Annotated in this window: 13 protein-coding genes; 5 read left to right on the forward strand and 8 right to left on the reverse strand. The window is 48.1% G+C overall.

The window, feature by feature from the left end; all coding sequences use genetic code 11:
* Positions 1 to 17: 17 nt before the first annotated feature.
* Positions 18 to 1712: a hypothetical protein gene (locus PV783_RS33260; RefSeq protein WP_420991036.1), complete on the reverse strand. Its 1695-nt coding sequence runs from the start codon at positions 1710 to 1712 to the stop codon at positions 18 to 20.
* Positions 1713 to 1999: 287 nt separating this feature from the next.
* Here PV783_RS33260 and PV783_RS33265 point away from each other — a divergent pair, with 287 nt between their 5' ends.
* On the forward strand, positions 2000 to 3532 hold the full coding sequence (locus PV783_RS33265; protein WP_420991037.1) for a sulfatase family protein: 1533 nt from the start codon (positions 2000 to 2002) through the stop codon (positions 3530 to 3532).
* 204 nt (positions 3533 to 3736) lie between these two features.
* On the opposite strand, the gene PV783_RS33270 is transcribed toward PV783_RS33265, so the two are convergent.
* Complete coding sequence (locus tag PV783_RS33270) at positions 3737 to 4759, reverse strand: DUF3500 domain-containing protein (protein WP_420991038.1); 1023 nt, start codon at positions 4757 to 4759, stop codon at positions 3737 to 3739.
* 136 nt (positions 4760 to 4895) lie between these two features.
* Here PV783_RS33270 and PV783_RS33275 point away from each other — a divergent pair, with 136 nt between their 5' ends.
* Together PV783_RS33275 and PV783_RS33280 are read left to right on the forward strand one after the other, a co-directional pair.
* Entirely contained in the window at positions 4896 to 6356 is a 1461-nt protein-coding gene (locus PV783_RS33275; protein ID WP_079472352.1) for a patatin-like phospholipase family protein, read from the forward strand.
* A gap of 2 nt (positions 6357 to 6358) precedes the next feature.
* Positions 6359 to 7027 (forward strand): hypothetical protein, encoded by a 669-nt coding sequence (locus PV783_RS33280; RefSeq protein WP_420991039.1) that lies wholly within the window; start codon positions 6359 to 6361, stop codon positions 7025 to 7027.
* Between the two features lie 8 nt (positions 7028 to 7035).
* Here PV783_RS33280 and PV783_RS33285 read toward each other — a convergent pair whose 3' ends face one another.
* On the reverse strand, positions 7036 to 8262 hold the full coding sequence (locus PV783_RS33285) for a serine hydrolase domain-containing protein (protein WP_420991040.1): 1227 nt from the start codon (positions 8260 to 8262) through the stop codon (positions 7036 to 7038).
* Between the two features lie 159 nt (positions 8263 to 8421).
* Here PV783_RS33285 and PV783_RS33290 point away from each other — a divergent pair, with 159 nt between their 5' ends.
* Complete coding sequence (locus PV783_RS33290) at positions 8422 to 9981, forward strand: serine hydrolase domain-containing protein (protein WP_420991041.1); 1560 nt, start codon at positions 8422 to 8424, stop codon at positions 9979 to 9981.
* On the opposite strand, the gene PV783_RS33295 is transcribed toward PV783_RS33290, so the two are convergent.
* Positions 9968 to 10465, reverse strand: a complete 498-nt coding sequence (locus PV783_RS33295; RefSeq protein WP_420991042.1) for a hypothetical protein — start codon at positions 10463 to 10465, stop codon at positions 9968 to 9970. The two genes, PV783_RS33290 and PV783_RS33295, sit on opposite strands and share 14 nt — an antisense overlap.
* Before the next feature lie 141 nt (positions 10466 to 10606).
* On the opposite strand from PV783_RS33295, the gene PV783_RS33300 reads away from it, so the two are divergent.
* Positions 10607 to 10906, forward strand: coding sequence for a DUF1905 domain-containing protein (locus PV783_RS33300; protein WP_420991043.1), 300 nt, complete (start codon positions 10607 to 10609; stop codon positions 10904 to 10906).
* Between the two features lie 162 nt (positions 10907 to 11068).
* On the opposite strand, the gene PV783_RS33305 is transcribed toward PV783_RS33300, so the two are convergent.
* From PV783_RS33305 to PV783_RS33320, 4 genes are all read right to left on the reverse strand, one after another.
* Positions 11069 to 11815, reverse strand: a complete 747-nt coding sequence (locus PV783_RS33305) for a hypothetical protein (protein ID WP_420991044.1) — start codon at positions 11813 to 11815, stop codon at positions 11069 to 11071.
* 69 nt (positions 11816 to 11884) lie between these two features.
* The gene (pafA, locus tag PV783_RS33310) at positions 11885 to 13498 is read right to left on the reverse strand and encodes an alkaline phosphatase PafA (RefSeq protein WP_420991045.1); all 1614 of its coding nucleotides are present in this window, start codon (positions 13496 to 13498) and stop codon (positions 11885 to 11887) included.
* A 9-nt stretch (positions 13499 to 13507) separates the two neighbouring features.
* The gene (locus tag PV783_RS33315) at positions 13508 to 15649 is read right to left on the reverse strand and encodes a hypothetical protein (protein ID WP_420991046.1); all 2142 of its coding nucleotides are present in this window, start codon (positions 15647 to 15649) and stop codon (positions 13508 to 13510) included.
* A 10-nt stretch (positions 15650 to 15659) separates the two neighbouring features.
* Entirely contained in the window at positions 15660 to 17885 is a 2226-nt protein-coding gene (locus tag PV783_RS33320; protein WP_420991047.1) for a glycoside hydrolase family 20 zincin-like fold domain-containing protein, read from the reverse strand.
* Positions 17886 to 17901: the final 16 nt, after the last annotated feature.

Genomic DNA, 17901 nt, shown 5'->3' on the forward strand with positions numbered 1-17901 from the left:
TAGAATAACAGTAATGATTAATTAAGAATATACCATGCAAGGCCATTGCTCTGCACGTGTACACATTTATTCCAGGTAGTGATGGCCGTACTTGTACCGCTATCCAGCAAATCGCCGGACTGTGTTTGTATAGTCACTGCCAGCGTATTATTGGAAACTTTCTTGACGTAATACATCCGGCCTTTATTGGCTGCTGCTGCAGGTAATGTTACCGTAACTGCTGCCGTGTTATTGATGATCACCGTGCAATCATTTTCTCCCAACGTTACATTGGTGGTAACAGTATTTACCGGCATTACACCCGGTGTTAGTTTTTTCATCCGGAGATTACCGTTGGTGTCTGTCATCAATACGCTGTCAAGCAAAGCATTATTTTTCAGGCTGCCCATTCTTACCGTACCTGCCACATCCAGCATAGCGGCCGGGGTGCTGGTACCGATGCCTACAAATCCTGCGGTGGAAATCCGCATACGTTCTGCATAAGCATTGAGTGCTGTTCTTTGCCCGAAAACAAGATTGGCCGTATATCCGCTGCCGTCGGATGCAGCTACTGAACCTAAAAATACGGCCTGATATAAACCCGTTGGCCCGAGGTTCTGAAAACCTATCCCGGCATAACTGTTAAACATTCCCGTCATATTAAAAAAGGTGCCCAGCATTCCAACCGGACCGGGCAAGGTAGTAGAAAGCGGTGTATAGGGAACACTGCTCGTATCTGTTACAGTAAATTTCCAGGAAGAAGCAAAAGGTGTATTGATGGCCAGGTTATTTGTTTTTATGCCGGATGGCGCAGTAACAATACCGGAAGCCCTTTCAACCGCAAGGGCTGATCCCAGGAAAGCACCGGTATCGGAATAACGGAACAGGCGGTATTCTGAGCCTGCCTCCGCTCCTGATTCTGTACCGATCATTCCCTGCGACCATCTCAGGTTTTTTGGGATGCCTTCCCCGTTATACATAAAAAAATGAGATACGCCGGTTAAGCTGGTACCGGCGGTAGTTTTGAAGACACCTGCCTGTACAGCGCCCGACCTGATAGTTCCGTTGAGATAGATGTTTCCGGGCTGGGCAACGGCAATCTGATTCTGGACATAGCTTTTATCGCCGTAATCTTTAAACAACACTTCCCGCCAATTACTCCATTTTGACTGGGTGTCGTCCTTAATGCGGAAGAACACGCCATTGGGTCCAAACAACTCGCCATTCCAGTTTACCGTCATCTCAAAAGCCGATCTTGCATCGCGCACAACAATTCCCTTATAGAAATTCGGATAACTCGGTAAAAAAAAGGATTGGTTAGATAGTACAGGTCTGTCGGCCGTTGATCCAACATATTGCTCATATCCCACTACTTTATTAAGCGGCCACTGGCTAAATACCGGGAAAACCGTATCTGTTAAGGTCCAGAAATTGGTGCTCTTCAAATCATAACGTCCATCTCCCCAGATACTCATATCGATGGTATCCTGACCGGGAATCGCCAGGGAATTAGTTCCTACTGTTTTAAGATGCAGCCGCCTGAACTCTGTGCGTCCATTCCCTTTATTGAATAAAAACCCGGAGGTATCCTTTGTACGGTTCTCCAGGATCAGTTCCGCCGTATCACAAACATTGTAAATCCGCACACTGTCCGCACGGATCTGGTAAATATTTTGCGCAATAGAAACAACACTGAGGCATGTCAGCAAAAGGAAAACGGATAAAAACTTCACTGGAAATGATATAGGATAAGATAATCTGAAAACGGCTACAGATGCGCTGCAGGTGGGCTGAACCATAAATTATATTTCATAGGATAAACTAACAGTAACGCCTGATGATCAGCTGTAACCGTTATTAATAACGCATCGAAATTATATAATATTTTTTAATACCGCACAATTTATAGAACATGATCAGTTCTGTTACCCCATACTTTTAGCAGGAAAAAACTATATTTATCCGCATCTTTGCCGGTACCCCTCCGCTATCAGGGGCTAAAAAGTGAACAATTATCCTGATGACAAAAACGAATTTCATTCAAAAAATCAGTACCGGATTGTTATGCGGTCTACTCTCGCTAACAGTATCTGCGCAGCAAAAACCCAACATCGTTATTATTTATGCAGATGATCTCGGATATGGAGACCTGAGCTGTTACGGCATGAAGAAGATCCGGACACCGCATATCGACCGGCTGGCGCAACAGGGCGTCCGGTTCAGCAATGCATATGCTACTTCTGCCACGTGTACTCCTTCCCGTTTTGGGATCTTAACGGGCAAATATCCGTGGCGGCAACAAAATACCGGCATCGCCCCCGGCGATGCTTCGCTGATCCTTCCTACGGATCGCCGCACCCTTCCGGGCATGTTGAAAGATGCCGGTTACCAGACCGCCGTTATCGGCAAGTGGCACCTGGGTCTTGGCGACGGCACCGGGATCGATTGGAACAAATCCATCAGCCCCGGTCCGCTGGAAGCAGGATTTACCTATTCCTTTATTATGCCCGCCACACTCGACCGTGTGCCCTGTGTGTTTGTGGAAGATCACCACGTGGTGAATGCAGATCCCAATGATCCTATCGAAGTAAATTACAAACATAAAATAGGTAACGATCCTACCGGGCTGGAAAACCCCGAAAAGCTGCGCATGCAGCCCGATCCCCACCAGGGACATAACCAAACCATCGTGGACAGCATCAGCAGGATCGGCTGGATGAGCGGCGGCAACAGCGCCCGCTGGAAAGATGAGAACATTGCAGGCATCATCACCCGCAAAGCCATTGACTTCTTCAGCAAAAATAAACAGCAACCATTCTTTCTCTATTTCGCCAGCGGCGATATCCATGTACCCCGCTACCCCAATAGCCAGTTCCGGGGCAAAAGCGGCATGGGCCTGAGAGGAGACGCTATATTACAGCTCGACTGGACCGTAGGTGAAATTGTAAAAGCACTGGACAGCCTTGGACTGACCAAAAACACCCTCATCATTTTTTCCAGCGACAATGGTCCCGTGCTAAACGACGGATACCTGGACCAGGCAGCAGCGCTGGCAGGTAACCATCATCCCGCAGGACCTTTGAGAGGCGGCAAATACAGCGCCTTTGAAGCCGGCGCCAGGGTGCCTTTCATCGTTAAGTGGCCTGCCGGAATCAAAGCAAAACAAAAGTCCAGCACACTTATCAGTCAACTGGACCTTTTTGCTTCCTTTGCCCGGTTAACGGGTCAGTCTATACAGCCGGATGAAGCGCCGGACAGCTTTGACATGCTGCAACAGCTGCTGGGCAAATCCCGTCAAAACCGCCCCTACCTGGTTACACACGCCGGCACCCTCGCCATTATTTCAGGCGACTGGAAATATATATCGCCCTCAAAAGGCGCAAAAATCGACCGGGATGTAAATATTGAACTGGGCAACGATACAGCGCCACAACTCTACCACCTGACCAACGATGCCAACGAACAGCATAATGTGGCCACGCAATATCCTGACAAGGTAAAAGCGCTGGCAGCAGAGCTGGAAGCGATAAGGGCTAAGCCCCAAAGCAGGTAAGGGGCCACCAGGGATTTTGTCTTTCTCAGGATTAAACTGATTATACTGATTTGTTGATTTTTCTTTTAGGATTTTATAAATGATTTTGGGAGATATAAGCGGAATTTTCGCTCATATCTCCCAAAATCATTTATAATCAAAAGTGATCAGATCCCGAAAATCAATATAATCAGTTTAATCCTGAGAAAGACAACATCCGCTGCATTATTTCGTATGCGCCGCCCGGTAATGTTCCAGCAGCATATCTCCGCCAAAATCGTTTTTCAGGTCCCGTACAATGGTATGGATATGGTTGGCGTTATTTTGTGTGTTATCGTATTCAATGATGAGGCCCGGTCCCTGAATACGGTAGTAGCAAGGGTTTCCCAGCGCATGTACCGTACTTCCCGCCCATGTAAACCACAAATTATCCAAACCATCTTGCTGAATATCCTTTAACATTTTATCGGCAAACAGTTTGGTAAAACGGTGTACATACACATTAATAAGTTGCAGTAACAGCTGCTGATGCGCGGCGCTCAACTCCTTAAAACGGATGCCTTCCGGGTGTGCAATCATGGCGTTGCGGCTGTTGCCCGTAATGATTTCCGCCGGCGCTTTGGTGGTTACCAGCGCCTTCTGTAACTCCGCCGGGGATAAGGCATGCAGGAGGTCAAAGGCCAGCGTGGTTTCTTCTCTCAATACCTCTTTATCTTTTTGCGGTCCTTCCAGCACAATAGCAGGATTAGCCCCCAGGAAAGCCGGCGTGCCGGCTACCAGTTCTTTTTTATCTGCCGAAAAATTAAATGCCACATGATGCCCTTCAAACCGCCAGCCCCAGATAGTATTAGCGGCAGGCACGCCAAAAATGGTAAGGAAGTATTTACCCGGATCGCGGTAATGATCGTTTTCTTCCCGGTGCTCCAGCTGTTTCAGTACCAGGTCCAGTTGCATAATATCATTCACCTTTTTTACCGTGGCTTCGCTTAACGCGGTGTTCAACAAAGCCATGAGCGCTTTACGCTGCGCAGGGTTCAGCTCATTTACAGAAATCCCCTTCCGGTCGTCGCGGGGCACATAAGCAAAATGATAGCGCTCCCCGGTGTCAAAAGGAAACAGTGTTTGCGCCTGTTGCGCTTTACTCAGCAACCGGGTAAACCGGTTGGCCCTTTCATACATTTCCTGTGCCCGTAGAGGCCCCATGAATGTGCAACAACCAATAATGAATAACAGGAACGACCGGTACATATGCAGCAATTTGAATAACGTGGAAAATAATAACAGCTAAATATAATCGATCAGTAACGATTCTGCAACCTTCTCCCGGGATGAAAAAAATCAAAAAAATGATTAATTTAGAAGGATACCCCTTATACATAACATTATGCCGGCGAAAAACCCTGTTAAATTAACCGTATCCGACTTTATTCACAACCGCGTAGTGATAGAGGAGCTGGAGAGTTTAAAGAAAACCTTTGATCCTGCCGCCAGTGGTGGCAAACCGCTGATTGTATCTGACGTGCTGGATGCCGAAGGGCATCAATATGTAAACCTGGTACAGAAAGGTGGTGGCGTATTTGGTATTGCCCTCGTGGGATATACTTATATCCTGGAAGAAATGGGTATCCGGTTCCTCCGGCTGGCCGGCACCAGCGCGGGCGCCATTAATACCGCCCTGATGACGGTGATTAAAAATAAATCCGATAAAAAATCAGCGGAAGTATTACAGGCCATCTGCGACCTGGATTTTTTTTCGCTGGTAGATGGACATCCTGCAGCACGCACGCTGATCAAAAATTTTATTACCCGGAAAAACTATATTGATAAAGCCAAAAATAAGCTACTGGTAGTACTGGCAGCATTTGCATTGCTGATAGCCGGAGATGTGGTGCTGGTGGGACTCAGCAGCAAATACCCGGCGCTGTATGTATGGACCGGCATCTGTTTTATCCTCAGCGGATTTTTATCGCTGGTACTTGGCATCGGCATTTCCTACGTGATCGATCTCTTTAAACGGCTGAAGAATTCAGGATATGGAATAAATCCGGGAGATGTTTTTTATGACTGGATCAAACGGCTGCTGCTGGAAAACCAGGTGGCCACAGTGAGCGATCTGAATAGAAAAGCTGCCATCTGCCCGGCGCTGCAATTGCGTGTGCCCAATCAAAGCGGACTGGAAGAACTGAAGGGAGATGTAACCTTTATTGCCTCCGAACTGGTTACCCAGAATAAGATCCAGTTCCCGGCCATGTGTTCCCTGTTCCGCACGGATGTTGATACCCTCTCTCCCGCAGGATTCATCCGCGCGTCGATGTCTATCCCCCTCTTCTTTGAATCTTATATGATCAATGATATTCCGGCAGACGATATCCGGATCAAAGACGCATGGAAGAAATTTTTCGGCATCACACAACCACCTTCCACCGCCCGTTTCGTTGATGGCGGCATCCTGTCCAATTTCCCAATCAGTATTTTTTTCAATGCTAACGTAACCGTGCCGAGGCTGCCATCATTTGGGATCGACCTGGACGACAGCAAGCCGGCGGACAAACAGGAGAATGCCTTCAGCTGGTCGCTCACAGGGTATTTCGGACGCATGTTTAATACCATCCGTAACTATTACGATAAAGATTTCCTGCTTAAAAATGAAGTGTATCAGCGCGGAGTGGGAAAAGTGGATTTGTCGTCCGATCAGTATAACTGGCTGAACTTCTTCCTGTCTGATAAAGATAAAATAGACATGTTCGTACTCGGCGCCAAAGCTGCCTGTGAATTTTTAAGGACATTCGACTGGGATACCTATAAAAACGACCGCACAGATCTTCAAATCCAACTCAAAAAATAAATATGGAACCTGTTATTGCAAATGCCTGGTGTTGGTTATGTTTTTCTGCAGCCCTGTTGCTGCTCACCGCTTTTATTATGCTCCGGCAGGCACGGCACTTTTATCTCCTGGATGTAGTGGTGCGCAAATTCAGCATCATCGATCTGCAGTTTCCTGCTTCTTCCAAAGAAATTCCGGAACTGATCAAAGGCATCTACGCGTTGCCGGCGCCGCAACGATCACGCACGCTTTCAGCCCTCCGCGGACAGCTGTGGGTCGATTTCCTTTTCATGCCCGCCCTCTATGGAAGTATCTTCCTGTTGTGCATACAGGTAGCCGATAAGATGACGCCCGCCGGCGAAATATTCTTTGAATGCCTCGCATGGCTCCAGCTCATCGCCTGGTTATTTGATGCAATGGAAAACGGCTACCTGCTGAATAAAATAAAACCGGATGTAACGCCCTCCACGCCTGAAGTACACAAGGCATATCAACAAATGGTGTTTGCCAAATGGATCCTTTTATTAACCGGTATCGTATGCGCCCTCTCCGCATTGTTGTTTTTCTGGGTGTCGGGGAAATATGAAACGCGGTCGCTGCATTACCTGTTGATCCTTGTGGGAGAAGTAGTTGTATTTGGTGTTGTACTGGTGGTAACCGGGAATAGCAAAAAGGAAGAAACAGTAGTATGATCAACCGTTTACTGCAATAATTGTTTTCCGAAATCGGCCATTTCTTTCCATACTTCCGAGAAGTCTGCCAGCTGCTTTTTGTTGGCCTGACCGGTAGATTCAATTTCTGAATTACTGATCAGGATCAGTCCAAGTTGCATCTCCGGTTTAAAAAACATAAATGCACTCACGCCTCCGTCGGAGCCGGTATGACCAATTATCCCATTTACCCGGTGTATCCACATAACACCAATATTGGGTTCTTTTGGTTCCATGTTACGAGGCGTTGTACCTGGGGTAAACATCGGTTTATACAACAACTCATAGGAAGCCTTCTGTAATATTCCATCTTTCCCCTTATATCCTTTAATCATTTCCTGCAAATAAATTGTCAGCTCCCGGCAGGAAGTTACCAGTCCACCGTCGGGATAAGATGCTGACCTGTAGCGTGGATACGCCATCATATTGGTGTTATATAAATGAGCCATACCGGCCGATGAATCACAATTACTTAACCAGGAAGTATGATCCATTTGAAGAGGCGTAAAAATATATTTACTGGTAAAAGCGGGGAAGCTTATGCCCGACTTCACCTCAATCAACCATGCTGCCAGTGCAGTGGCAATATTGCTGTATTCATATACTTCTCCCGGTTTTGCTTTCAAAAAATTCCTGCTATTGTATAATTTTCCGGTAGGTTGAAAATAATCAGTGAGATAAGATGACAGTGTTGCCTGCTCATCTCCGTTACCATAACCGGCTTTCAGCAAGGCAGCAGCTAAACCGGTTTCATCCCCACGTTTACTACAAAAAATATATCCACTTTTAACAGCTGCCGGCCGGTCTGTAATTCCCGACGTATGACTTACCAGGTGCTTTACCCTGATAATTTCCCCCGGGTAGTTTGGATTGATCACGTTAAATGGAAGGATATCATTTACAGGGGTTTCCAGCGTAAACAAACCCAGTTCTATTGCCTTTGTGATAGCTACCCCCACTACTGTTTTACTAACAGAAGCAATAGGTTGCAACGTGTTAATCGTGTAAGGCTGATGTGCCGCGATATCTGCAAAACCAAATGCACGCTGATAAAGAATACTATCCGGCGTTACTATTGCTACTGCAAACCCGGCAAGGGCACCTCTCCTGCTGATATTTTCCAGCTTTCCGGTAAATGTTGCGGTTGTATTTTCCTGGGCAGCGGTCCGGGGCAACAATGCAAATAACAAACAGGTAAAAAAACAAATATGCTTCATAGAGAAATATATCGGGATACAGATTACAAAGTAATTATTTTAGATTTATCCTGTAAGAAGAATTTTTATTTTGATGGAACTCCTTACCGGAAACATATTATATTTATCCTGTAAGATGAAAATCTGTTTAAATCCATTCCACGTTTCACTTTAATTCCCATGAACACGATGCAATCCAGGAGACATTTTATTAAAAACACGGGGCTGGGTATCGGGCTTCTTCCGGTGCTGGGCCCTATCAGTCAACTATGGCGTCCTTCCGTACTGCTGCCTCATGCCCTTCCCGAATCGCAGGGAGTATCATCCGGCGGAATCCTTTCTTTTATTGAAGCCGCCAATGCCTCCGGCATCAGCTGGCATAGCTTTGTTTTATTGCGGCACGGTCATATTGTGGCTGAGGGCTGGTGGAATCCTTATGCGGCGGAATTTACACACTCGCTGTATTCTCTCTCCAAAAGCTTTACCAGCACAGCAATCGGCATGCTGGTAAAAGAAGGCAAACTAGATATCCAAAGCCCCATCGTTTCTTTTTTCCCTAAAGACGTACCTGCTAACCCGTCACCTAATCTTCAGAAAATGACGGTAAAGCACCTGCTTACCATGAACACCGGCAACGGCGCAGACACCATGCCGCCAATGCTTAAATCAAATAAAACCTGGGTACAAACGTTCCTGGAACAGCCCGTAGACTTTGAACCCGGCACCCATTTCCTGTATAATACCGGCGCTACGTATATGCTCGGAGCCATCCTCCATGCCGTTACAGGGCAAACGCTGGAACAATACCTCGCTCCCCGGCTGTTTGAGCCGCTGGATATTACCGGGTACGACTGGGAAACCTCTCCGCAAGGATTAAATACCGCCGGATATGGCCTCCGCGTTAAAACAACAGACATCGCAAAACTGGGGCAGCTATATCTGCAAAAAGGAAAATGGAATGGCAAAACATTACTCACCGAAAGCTGGGTAAAAGATGCCACCGGTTACCAAACATCCTCACAGCAAGGCAACGGCGACTGGGCCCAGGGATATGGCTACCAGTTCTGGCAGTGCAGGCATGGCGCCTACCGCGGCGACGGCGCCTTTGGTCAGTATTGCATTGTAATGCCCGATAAAGATGCAGTGCTGGCAGTGACCAGTCAAACCGCCGACATGCAGCAATCTCTTAACATCATCTGGGAACACCTGCTGCCCGCTCTTCACGACGGTGTGCTGCCGGATAATCCTTCAGAACAGGCCACGCTAAAAACAGCACTGGGACGTTTAGCCCTGCCCGTAGTAACAGGCAACACTGCCAACGACATGGCTTCCCGGTACAACCACAAAACATGGACACTCGATAAAAACGATTTTAATGCCACCTCCATGCAGTTCGACTTCTCACCAGCCGGTTGCACCTGGACCACGCAAACAACCGAAGGCGTTGCCAATATCCGCCTCGGCTGGGAAAAATGGACACTGAATAAGGAACGGCAGCTTTATAAATTCCCTGAAGTGGGATTGAACCATCAGCCCACCAAAGTAGCAGGCACCGCTACCTGGATCAACAACAACACGCTGCAACTGAACCTTCGCTTCGTGGAAACGCTGCATGGCGACAGGATTCAATGTGTATTTGAAGGAGATAAATTAACCGTTACGTTCCTCGATAGCCTGACTGCCATGTCCGCAGGCAAGGTTGATAACCGGAAACCATTGAGTGGCGTTATGAAGGGTTGAGCCGGAGATGTAGTCGCGCCGCATATTTCAGCAACCGTTGCTCGTAAGCTGTAAAAGATGGGTCCCGCTTTGTGAGCGGGACTTTTTTCTTATTGATCCATTTGATCATATTACCTTTCCGGAAATAGACCCGGTCTTCTTCCACACTGATATTTGCATTGCTAAAGGTGTTGTCGTACATAGGAACGCTGTAATGATAATCCCGCCTGTAAATAAATACCGGCGTCCCATGATCGTAGTAAATTTCGGTCCGCTTTTTTCCCATCTCCCCGTAAACGTCCTCTGTGATCAGCATAATACTGTCTCCCGAAAAATAACCTGTCACCTCTCCGCCCTCTGTACTTCGTTCTTCTGTATCAACTACTACCTGCCGGTACGTTCCGATACGGGCATTGATTTCCTGGTACCGCTCCGTGATATGCCGGGTATCGGTACCAGATTGATACAAAACAAAGAAAAGGCAACAGATCTTCAGATATGACATTATGCGATATTTGACCAGCAACAAATTAAGCATTGATTCCCCAATCTCACAATTGTCGCAAATCGCCCCTAAGAATGTCGTTTTAACCAACCCTCACATTGCGGCAACGGCGCTACCTTTATCTTACAAAATCATATTCATATGGCAACTGTAAAAGAAACACCCGCAAAAGGCAAGCTGAACAAGCAGTTTAGCGCAACACTGCAAAAAAGCCCCAACGCCGGCGGCTGGACCTACGTGATATGGCCCGATTCCGTGGCATTTTTTGGCACCCGTGGCCTGGTAAAGGTAAAAGGCACCATCGACAACCACCCTTTTCAGAGCTCGTTTATGGCCCTGGGAGATGGCACCCACAAGCTCCCTGTAAAAGTGGAACTAAGAAAGCTACTGGGGAAAGAAGCTGGAGATGCCGTAACGGTGAAGCTCACGGAAAGGCTCTGACGTACCCTCAGCCCGGAATTTTTAGCGACCTCATGTGGACATAGTGCATGGATAGTGCATCAATAGTGCATGAGGAGTGCATGCGAACAGTATAGATAGTGCATGGATGGTCCATGAGATACCCATGTCCTAAGTATTGGAGAGGCATCCGGGAAGTAACCATTACATCTGTCTTTCAAAGGGAATCGAATTTTCAAGTAGTAGCCGCTGCCGCAGCTTATCCGCGTATTGATGCGCAAATTTCTCTTTCTCATCTTTAGGCAGATGCAGATACAGCTCTTCCCGCTTTTCCTGGTCGTCCTGAAATGGTTTTACCACCTGCAAATAATGCACATAATGACCGAATTCATGAGGCAATGTTCTGTATAATTGGGTGCTTCTTACATTGTCAGCTTCCAGCAATGCAGTATAATTCCTTTTGCTTTCTGTAAAGAAATGTCCGTCGCGGCGAAGCCTGGCTAATTCCTGCTGACCATCAGGATCAAGCTTACGTGACCATTTCAGTTTGCTCTTATAGTCAGCCGCTTCCAGTATAACTGCAGGATAATAGTCATCCTCAAACTCATAGGAGTAAATAAGCCGTCCCCAAACCCCTGAGAGAATTGCCTCTTTTCTTTTGGGCTGACGTAATACAATGAGTTTCAAATTACCATAGTCAGCAGGAGGAATATAACTGATCATCCTTTCGATATCTTTTACAGTACAGGCATGCTTGAAAGAAGTCGTATTTTTTTCGATAACAAAAAGAAATGTATGTCCATTTATAACCCGTTCTTGCTTTTCGTATGTTCCCAGGCGCTCATAAAACATCCGGTAGTCCGCGGACTTTGGTATAGTGAGCGTATTTTGCTGGCCATGTCCTTGTTTGGAAGTGCCGATATTCCTGTTTCTCCGGGTGGGATTACGCACAAATTGATTTTTTCCGAAGATATATAAAATAGCGGCATCATCTTTCAATGATGCTACTCAGCAACATCTCTACTTCAACACCTCCCAAATCACCTCCCCGATATTCCCACTCGGCACCTGTATATTCAGCAGCGCCGCCACTGTAGGCGCAATATCCGTCATACCGGTGGTACGGTAGGTTTTGCCGGGCTTAATCCCCCAGCCCATCCAAACAAGCGGGATATGCGCATCATAGGGATACCACAGGCCATGTGTGGCACCGCTGCGGCCACCATCTTTCCAGCCGGCCTGCATCAGCAGGATCACATCGCCGCCGCGCTGCTTATTGTAGCCATTTATCAGCATGGTGCGTAATGGCTCATGCAAAGCGGCCGTACCGAGGTCGTGTAAACTAACGGCGTCGGCTATACCGGGAGTTGCTTTCAACTTCTCTGTTACCAGTGTTATTACCTGTTGCAATGGAATGTTCCGGGCGGCAAAGGCGGGCCGGTTGAGATATAGCTGGTAAGCCGACAAAGCCGCTATGCCATTTGCCACACCAAATTGCTCCGCAATAGCGGTGTTAATGTCTTTCAATAACGCGTCTGCATCCAGCAAACCGGTTGGCAGTCGGTGTGTTTCAAGGAAGCCGGGCGACTGCGACACGCCATGATCCGCGGTAATAAAATAGAGATAGTTTCCTTTGCCGAATCTTTTATCGAGATAGGTGAAGAATGCTTCCAGGTCTTTATCAAGCCGCAGATAGAGATCTTCTTCTTCAATAGAGTTAGGACCAAACTGGTGGCCAACAGCATCAGGAGAAGAAAAGCTGACGGCCAGAAAATCTGTTTCTGTACCGGCGCCGAGAGCGTACCCCTCTATGGCTGCTTTGGCAAAGGCAAAAGTAAGCGTGTTGCCATAAGGAGTGGTACGTATGGAGTTCTTTTCCCTGCCGGTGAAAGTGTGCGGAAATACCGGCGCCTTTTCATGACCAAATGATTTCTCATAGTCTTTATTATCCGCAGCGCTTTGTGTGTAGCTGTTGATGGGATATAATGTTTCCCAGCCTTTGTCCAGGTATTTCACCGGGAGCTGTTGTTCGTTGAAGCGTTGCGCCCATTCGGGGAGCGCCTTCATATAATAGCTGCTGGAAATAAAGTTACCCGACTTGCCATCATACCAGAAAGCCGCATTGGCCGTATGCCCTGCAGGAAGAATAGAGGCCCTGTCTTTCAGCGCTACGCCTACTACTTTGCTTTTGAAATTGGTGGCCAGCCGCAGCTCATCTGTTACGGTAGAAACAAGCAGATTGCGGGGCGACATATTCCCCGCTTTTCCTTCTGCGCCTACCGTGGTTTCGGTACTGTCTTCCGTGCAGTACATGGATCGCTGTAACTCCCGGCTGTACCAGTCGTTGTCCACGATGCCATGCACTGCCGGGCTGCTGCCGGTGTATACGGAAGTATGTCCGCAGGCGGTTACTGTAGGCGCGTAATTGATATACGTTTGTTCACATTTAAAACCTTCGCGCAACAGGCGTTTAAAGCCGCCATTTCCATATCTTGCGGCGTAGCGGTACAGGTAATCCCAACGCATCTGGTCTACCATCATGCCTACTACAATTTTGGGTTTGGGTGAAGGCGACTGTACCGCCGCATTCATCGCCAGCATCAACAGGATGCCTGCCGTATAAAGTTGTTTCATACTTTTAAATTATTCTAATACTTTCAGGTAACGCGCCATCCAGTAGGGCAACAAAAATTCATCTCCTGCCAGCTCGGATTCGCCGTTGCTGCCACCATCCAGGGTAAAGGCGTTGGCGTTATGACGGTGTACGGGCTGTTCATCCAGTGGCAGCAGCACTTCGGTGTACTGGTGCCGGAAATTTGGCGGAAGGAGGGTAATATCTTTACGGTTAGAATTGGTAATCTTCCAGCTGATCAGGTCCATCGGGAAAGTTTGCAGCCACCAGGTAGTGGCAGATGCGTCGAAGTCTCCTGTGGTGGCCAGTGTAATCAGGTTCCATACGGCGTTCTTCTCCGGTTGCTCCACTTCCCAGTGGTTACGGATAGCGCCTTTGTATTGTGCCTTCAGCTCATCGGTGAATGCGTATTTATACAACACCCAATAAGTAAGAAAAGCCATTTCATCGTCAGAATGATTCCAGTCGCCCATCCCCATATCAATTCCCTGGTGCAGGTATCCTGGTGTGGGTTTGATGGTGCGGTAGTCGATCTGTATATTTTTCAGATAGCCGTACTTGTTAAGCAATTTATACGCTTCTGTTTTATATTTTTCTTTGCCTGTTAATTTATACGCCAGCTGTAAACCCGCAATGATAGTAGTGCTGCCCAGTCGCCGGTCGCCGATGGTAGTCGGGTACCAGTTGATGTACTCCGGGTTCCAGCGGGCCCAGAGCGTGGGCTTGTTGTCAATGTCCACCATTGTATACTTATGATCTACAATGTGCGTCATGATCTTATCAATAAAAGCAGTGACCCGCTTCTTTTCTTCCGGTGTTTCTGCCACCATTTCGTTTAATACCGCGGTAATCCAGATATAGGCTACATATTCATCGCTGCTGGTATGGCCCTTCCACTCCCATTCGGGATCGGGTGAATCGCGCCATCTTTCAGGGTCAGAATTTTTATAGCCTTTCCTTTCAAATGTCCGGGAAGGAAATCCTGTTAACTGGTTGATGGATAAAATTCTTTCAAATGCCTCAAACGCTTCCCAGGCATATCTTTTAGCCGTTGGATCATGTGTAACCGCATAACGGAAAGCCTGGCTGCCGAGGTAAAAGCTGCTCCATAATCCGTCATTATCGGTATCCGCCATTTCAGCTGATCCTACGTCGCCGGGAGGATTCAGGTGGAGGTTGGCGATGAAGCCATAGCGGATGTGCCGCTCACGGATCTTGCGTTCAAAGAAAGCGGTTTTCTGCGCAAGTGTTTGTTGTATAAAAGCAATTTTATTAAGACCGGTACCGGTTAATACATACACATCACCATGACTATCGGCGGCCATACTTTTCACCACATCCTGATCCAGCCAGCGTTTGGAAGCAAAGTAACGGTAGGTGCCGGAATCGGTGCGCATAAAAGTACCAGCACCGGTGCCTGCCCATATATGCCCGTTGGTCACCAGCAGTTCACTGATAACTGGAACGGGTACACGCGTTTGCAGCGACATACTTGTATCACCACTGTTGCGGTTAATACCATAGTAACCATTAGCAGTACCGAGCAGGATATCGTTTCCTTTGAAAGCCATTGCGGTAGCGTCTTTCACCGTGTGTACCGGCACAAAGCGATGATCCTTCAGCACATACACGGCTTTATTGGTTAAGATAAAGAAAGTGCCTCCATTAGCTTCCATCCGTTGCACGCCTTCTGGAATAAGCGGCAGCTCTTCCAGTTTTCCGTTGTTGCCAATGGCCAGTGCGTTGCTGCCAGACAACAGCATACGACCGGCAGCATCTACCGCCACCCGGTTAAATTTCCCCTGCGGGAGATTGATATACGGGATGCCTGCATAGCCATTGGTCAGGCATTTATCTGCATAGAGATAATATAAATGACCACTTCCTTCCTGCGTAGTAACATCCACGGGGATCTTCTGCGCCAGCGGGCGGAAACGCAGATCGCGCACCAGGTCATTTCCGCTGAGGCGATAAAAGCCCTGCTTCGTAAGCACCTGTACGTTATCGTTGTAATCGGTGATCACTTTGATCAGCTCCAATCCCTGCGGAACGTTGTACTTAACAGAAACCGCCTGTGTAAAAGGCAGGTCGGACGTGGCACGGGCAGAACACGACAGCAGCAGGGCTGCCGCCAGGTAAGTTATTTTCATCATCCCAATAATTTTATAATTTAATGAGCCACACTTCTGTGACCCTTGAATGTTGTCGCCAGTTAAGATGTTCTTCGTCGATGTTATCCCATGTCAGCAGTAGCGTACCGCTTTTACTGATAGCTGCGGGTACCGGAAATTCTTTTATCTCTCCTATTCCTTTGTTATAGAGAGATGGCTTGAGCAATACGCCATTCGCGCGCAGCAGGCTTTCGCCATAACCTGTTATTCTTACCACGTAGTGCGCGGTAGTATCGAGGTGATCATAACGCATGGCGGAAGGCCAGCGAAGGCTCACCATCCACGACAACCGTTTACGGCTGTAGCCACTCTCCCACCAGTCGAACCCCGGCGTATCACTGCGGCGCATCAGCGGATCGGTGTGCAGGTCCTCTGGCCGGACTACATGCGGTGATTTTGATACATTGCCAATATCATCGTAGAAACTGCCTGGCCCCGGATTCTCCCATCTCCCTAAAGTATCCAGCGCCTTACGCTGCTCCGCCAACGGAAGCGTTTTGATATAACGGAACTTATCTTCCAGCCACCAGCGGTTATTCAACGGCCGGTCCAGGAAATCCAGCACCGCTCCCCGTTCCGGCCCGGCAGCTTTATACTTTGCCACACTGGTTTGCAGGGCTACTGATTTGTATAGCTCATCGCACAACGCTACAATACGATCGCGCCATTGCGGCATTACTTTTTTATCTGCCTGTTGCAGGATCTTTTCGGCATTGGCGATCTCATTGCCCTTATGCTCCAGCAAGGTGCGGTTCACCTCCGCTTCCAGCGCGGCTTCCCGGATGGCACGCTCACGGGTATACGCATCGTAATAGGCTCTTAACAAACACATCTGCCAGCGCCAGTTGCCGGACAATTCTCCGTGTAGCCGTTCCTGTTGCTGCCACAGTGTAAGCGTGGCCGTTATACCTCCATTATCTGCCACCGGTCCTTCCCAGTTCTTTTCCAGTGCGAGGATACCATCTGCTACCAGCTCCGGCGAAGCGGAAGGGAAAAAGTAATTGGCGTACTGGGTCATCATCTCCCGCACATCGGCCTGGCTGTTCCAGCCCAGCATGCTCCAGAGCATTTTATTGATATCATCGTGCGCGCCATCGGAGTAGCTGATAAAGCCATCCATATCGGGCGCAATAAAACGGTAGACGTTTGCATAATATACCGGCTGCGGATTCACGGGCTCACGGCCAAGGCTAAACGCAAATGCCGGGTCCCACCACACCACGGGATAGTCGCAGCGAACGGTATGGGTAATATCCGGGTAATGACGGATCTTGTATTGCGGTGGCAAAGCTGCACGGGTATCTTCCAGCGTAGGACTGGAAGGCCCCACTACTATACCTCCCAGCCACAACGGTTTGTATTGATGGATATAGGAATAAACGAATGCGCACTCCGTGGAATCGTAGCCTTGCAGCGATAACCAGATAGCAGCTTCCGGGTGATACTGTTTTAAGGGAACGGCTAAGTCCTCCAGCAATGGCAGCACCAGCTGCGGCGCATTGTTGCCGGGATCGCCACCGGGGAAGAACACCGCATCCAGCCGCACCGATTCGCGGAACAGTGTATCAAACTGCATCAGGAAATCATGTCTTTTAGCAGTATCCTTCAGGTCAAAAGTAGCGGGTGTCCATACTGAAAAATCCAGGTCGTATTTTTTACAGTACCCGCTGATCCGGCGGGTCATTTCGTTGGAAGAAACGGTGAAATGCGGTGATGCCGGCATAAACGGAATGGCTTCTATACTGTTAGCCCCAAAGATGGCCAGGTCGCGGATATATTGTTCATATTGTTCCGGCGTCCACCCGTCGTAGGAGTTAGCCAGGTTGCGGTAACCGATCTGGTGACCACGGATACCCTTTTCAGGTGTGGCATCTGCATTGATCACCTCCGGTAACACGGCCTCCTTTTGCCAGTACTGCATGATGCGCAGCAGGTAGCCCGCGCCATATAACAAACCGCGGGAACCATCTCCTTCTATGAGAATGGTACGCCCTGTGGTGCGGATATGATAAGACTCCTTATCACATTTCTTTGTTTGAAAGATGATCACCCTCCCTTTTTCCGGCGTCTGCGCTGTAATGGGCCATACGATACCAGTACGGCGTTTCACTTCTTCCTGTAATACCTGTGCGGCGATCTGCTTATCTTTCGATACAATCGTTACCTGTGCTGTACAAAGTTGCGGAATGAAAAACAATATGATAAGGAATCCTCTCATTATTTCATAAACTGAT

The sequence above is a fragment of the Chitinophaga sp. CC14 genome, assembly GCF_048957795.1.
In the GTDB taxonomy this organism is placed as follows: domain Bacteria; phylum Bacteroidota; class Bacteroidia; order Chitinophagales; family Chitinophagaceae; genus Chitinophaga; species Chitinophaga ginsengisegetis.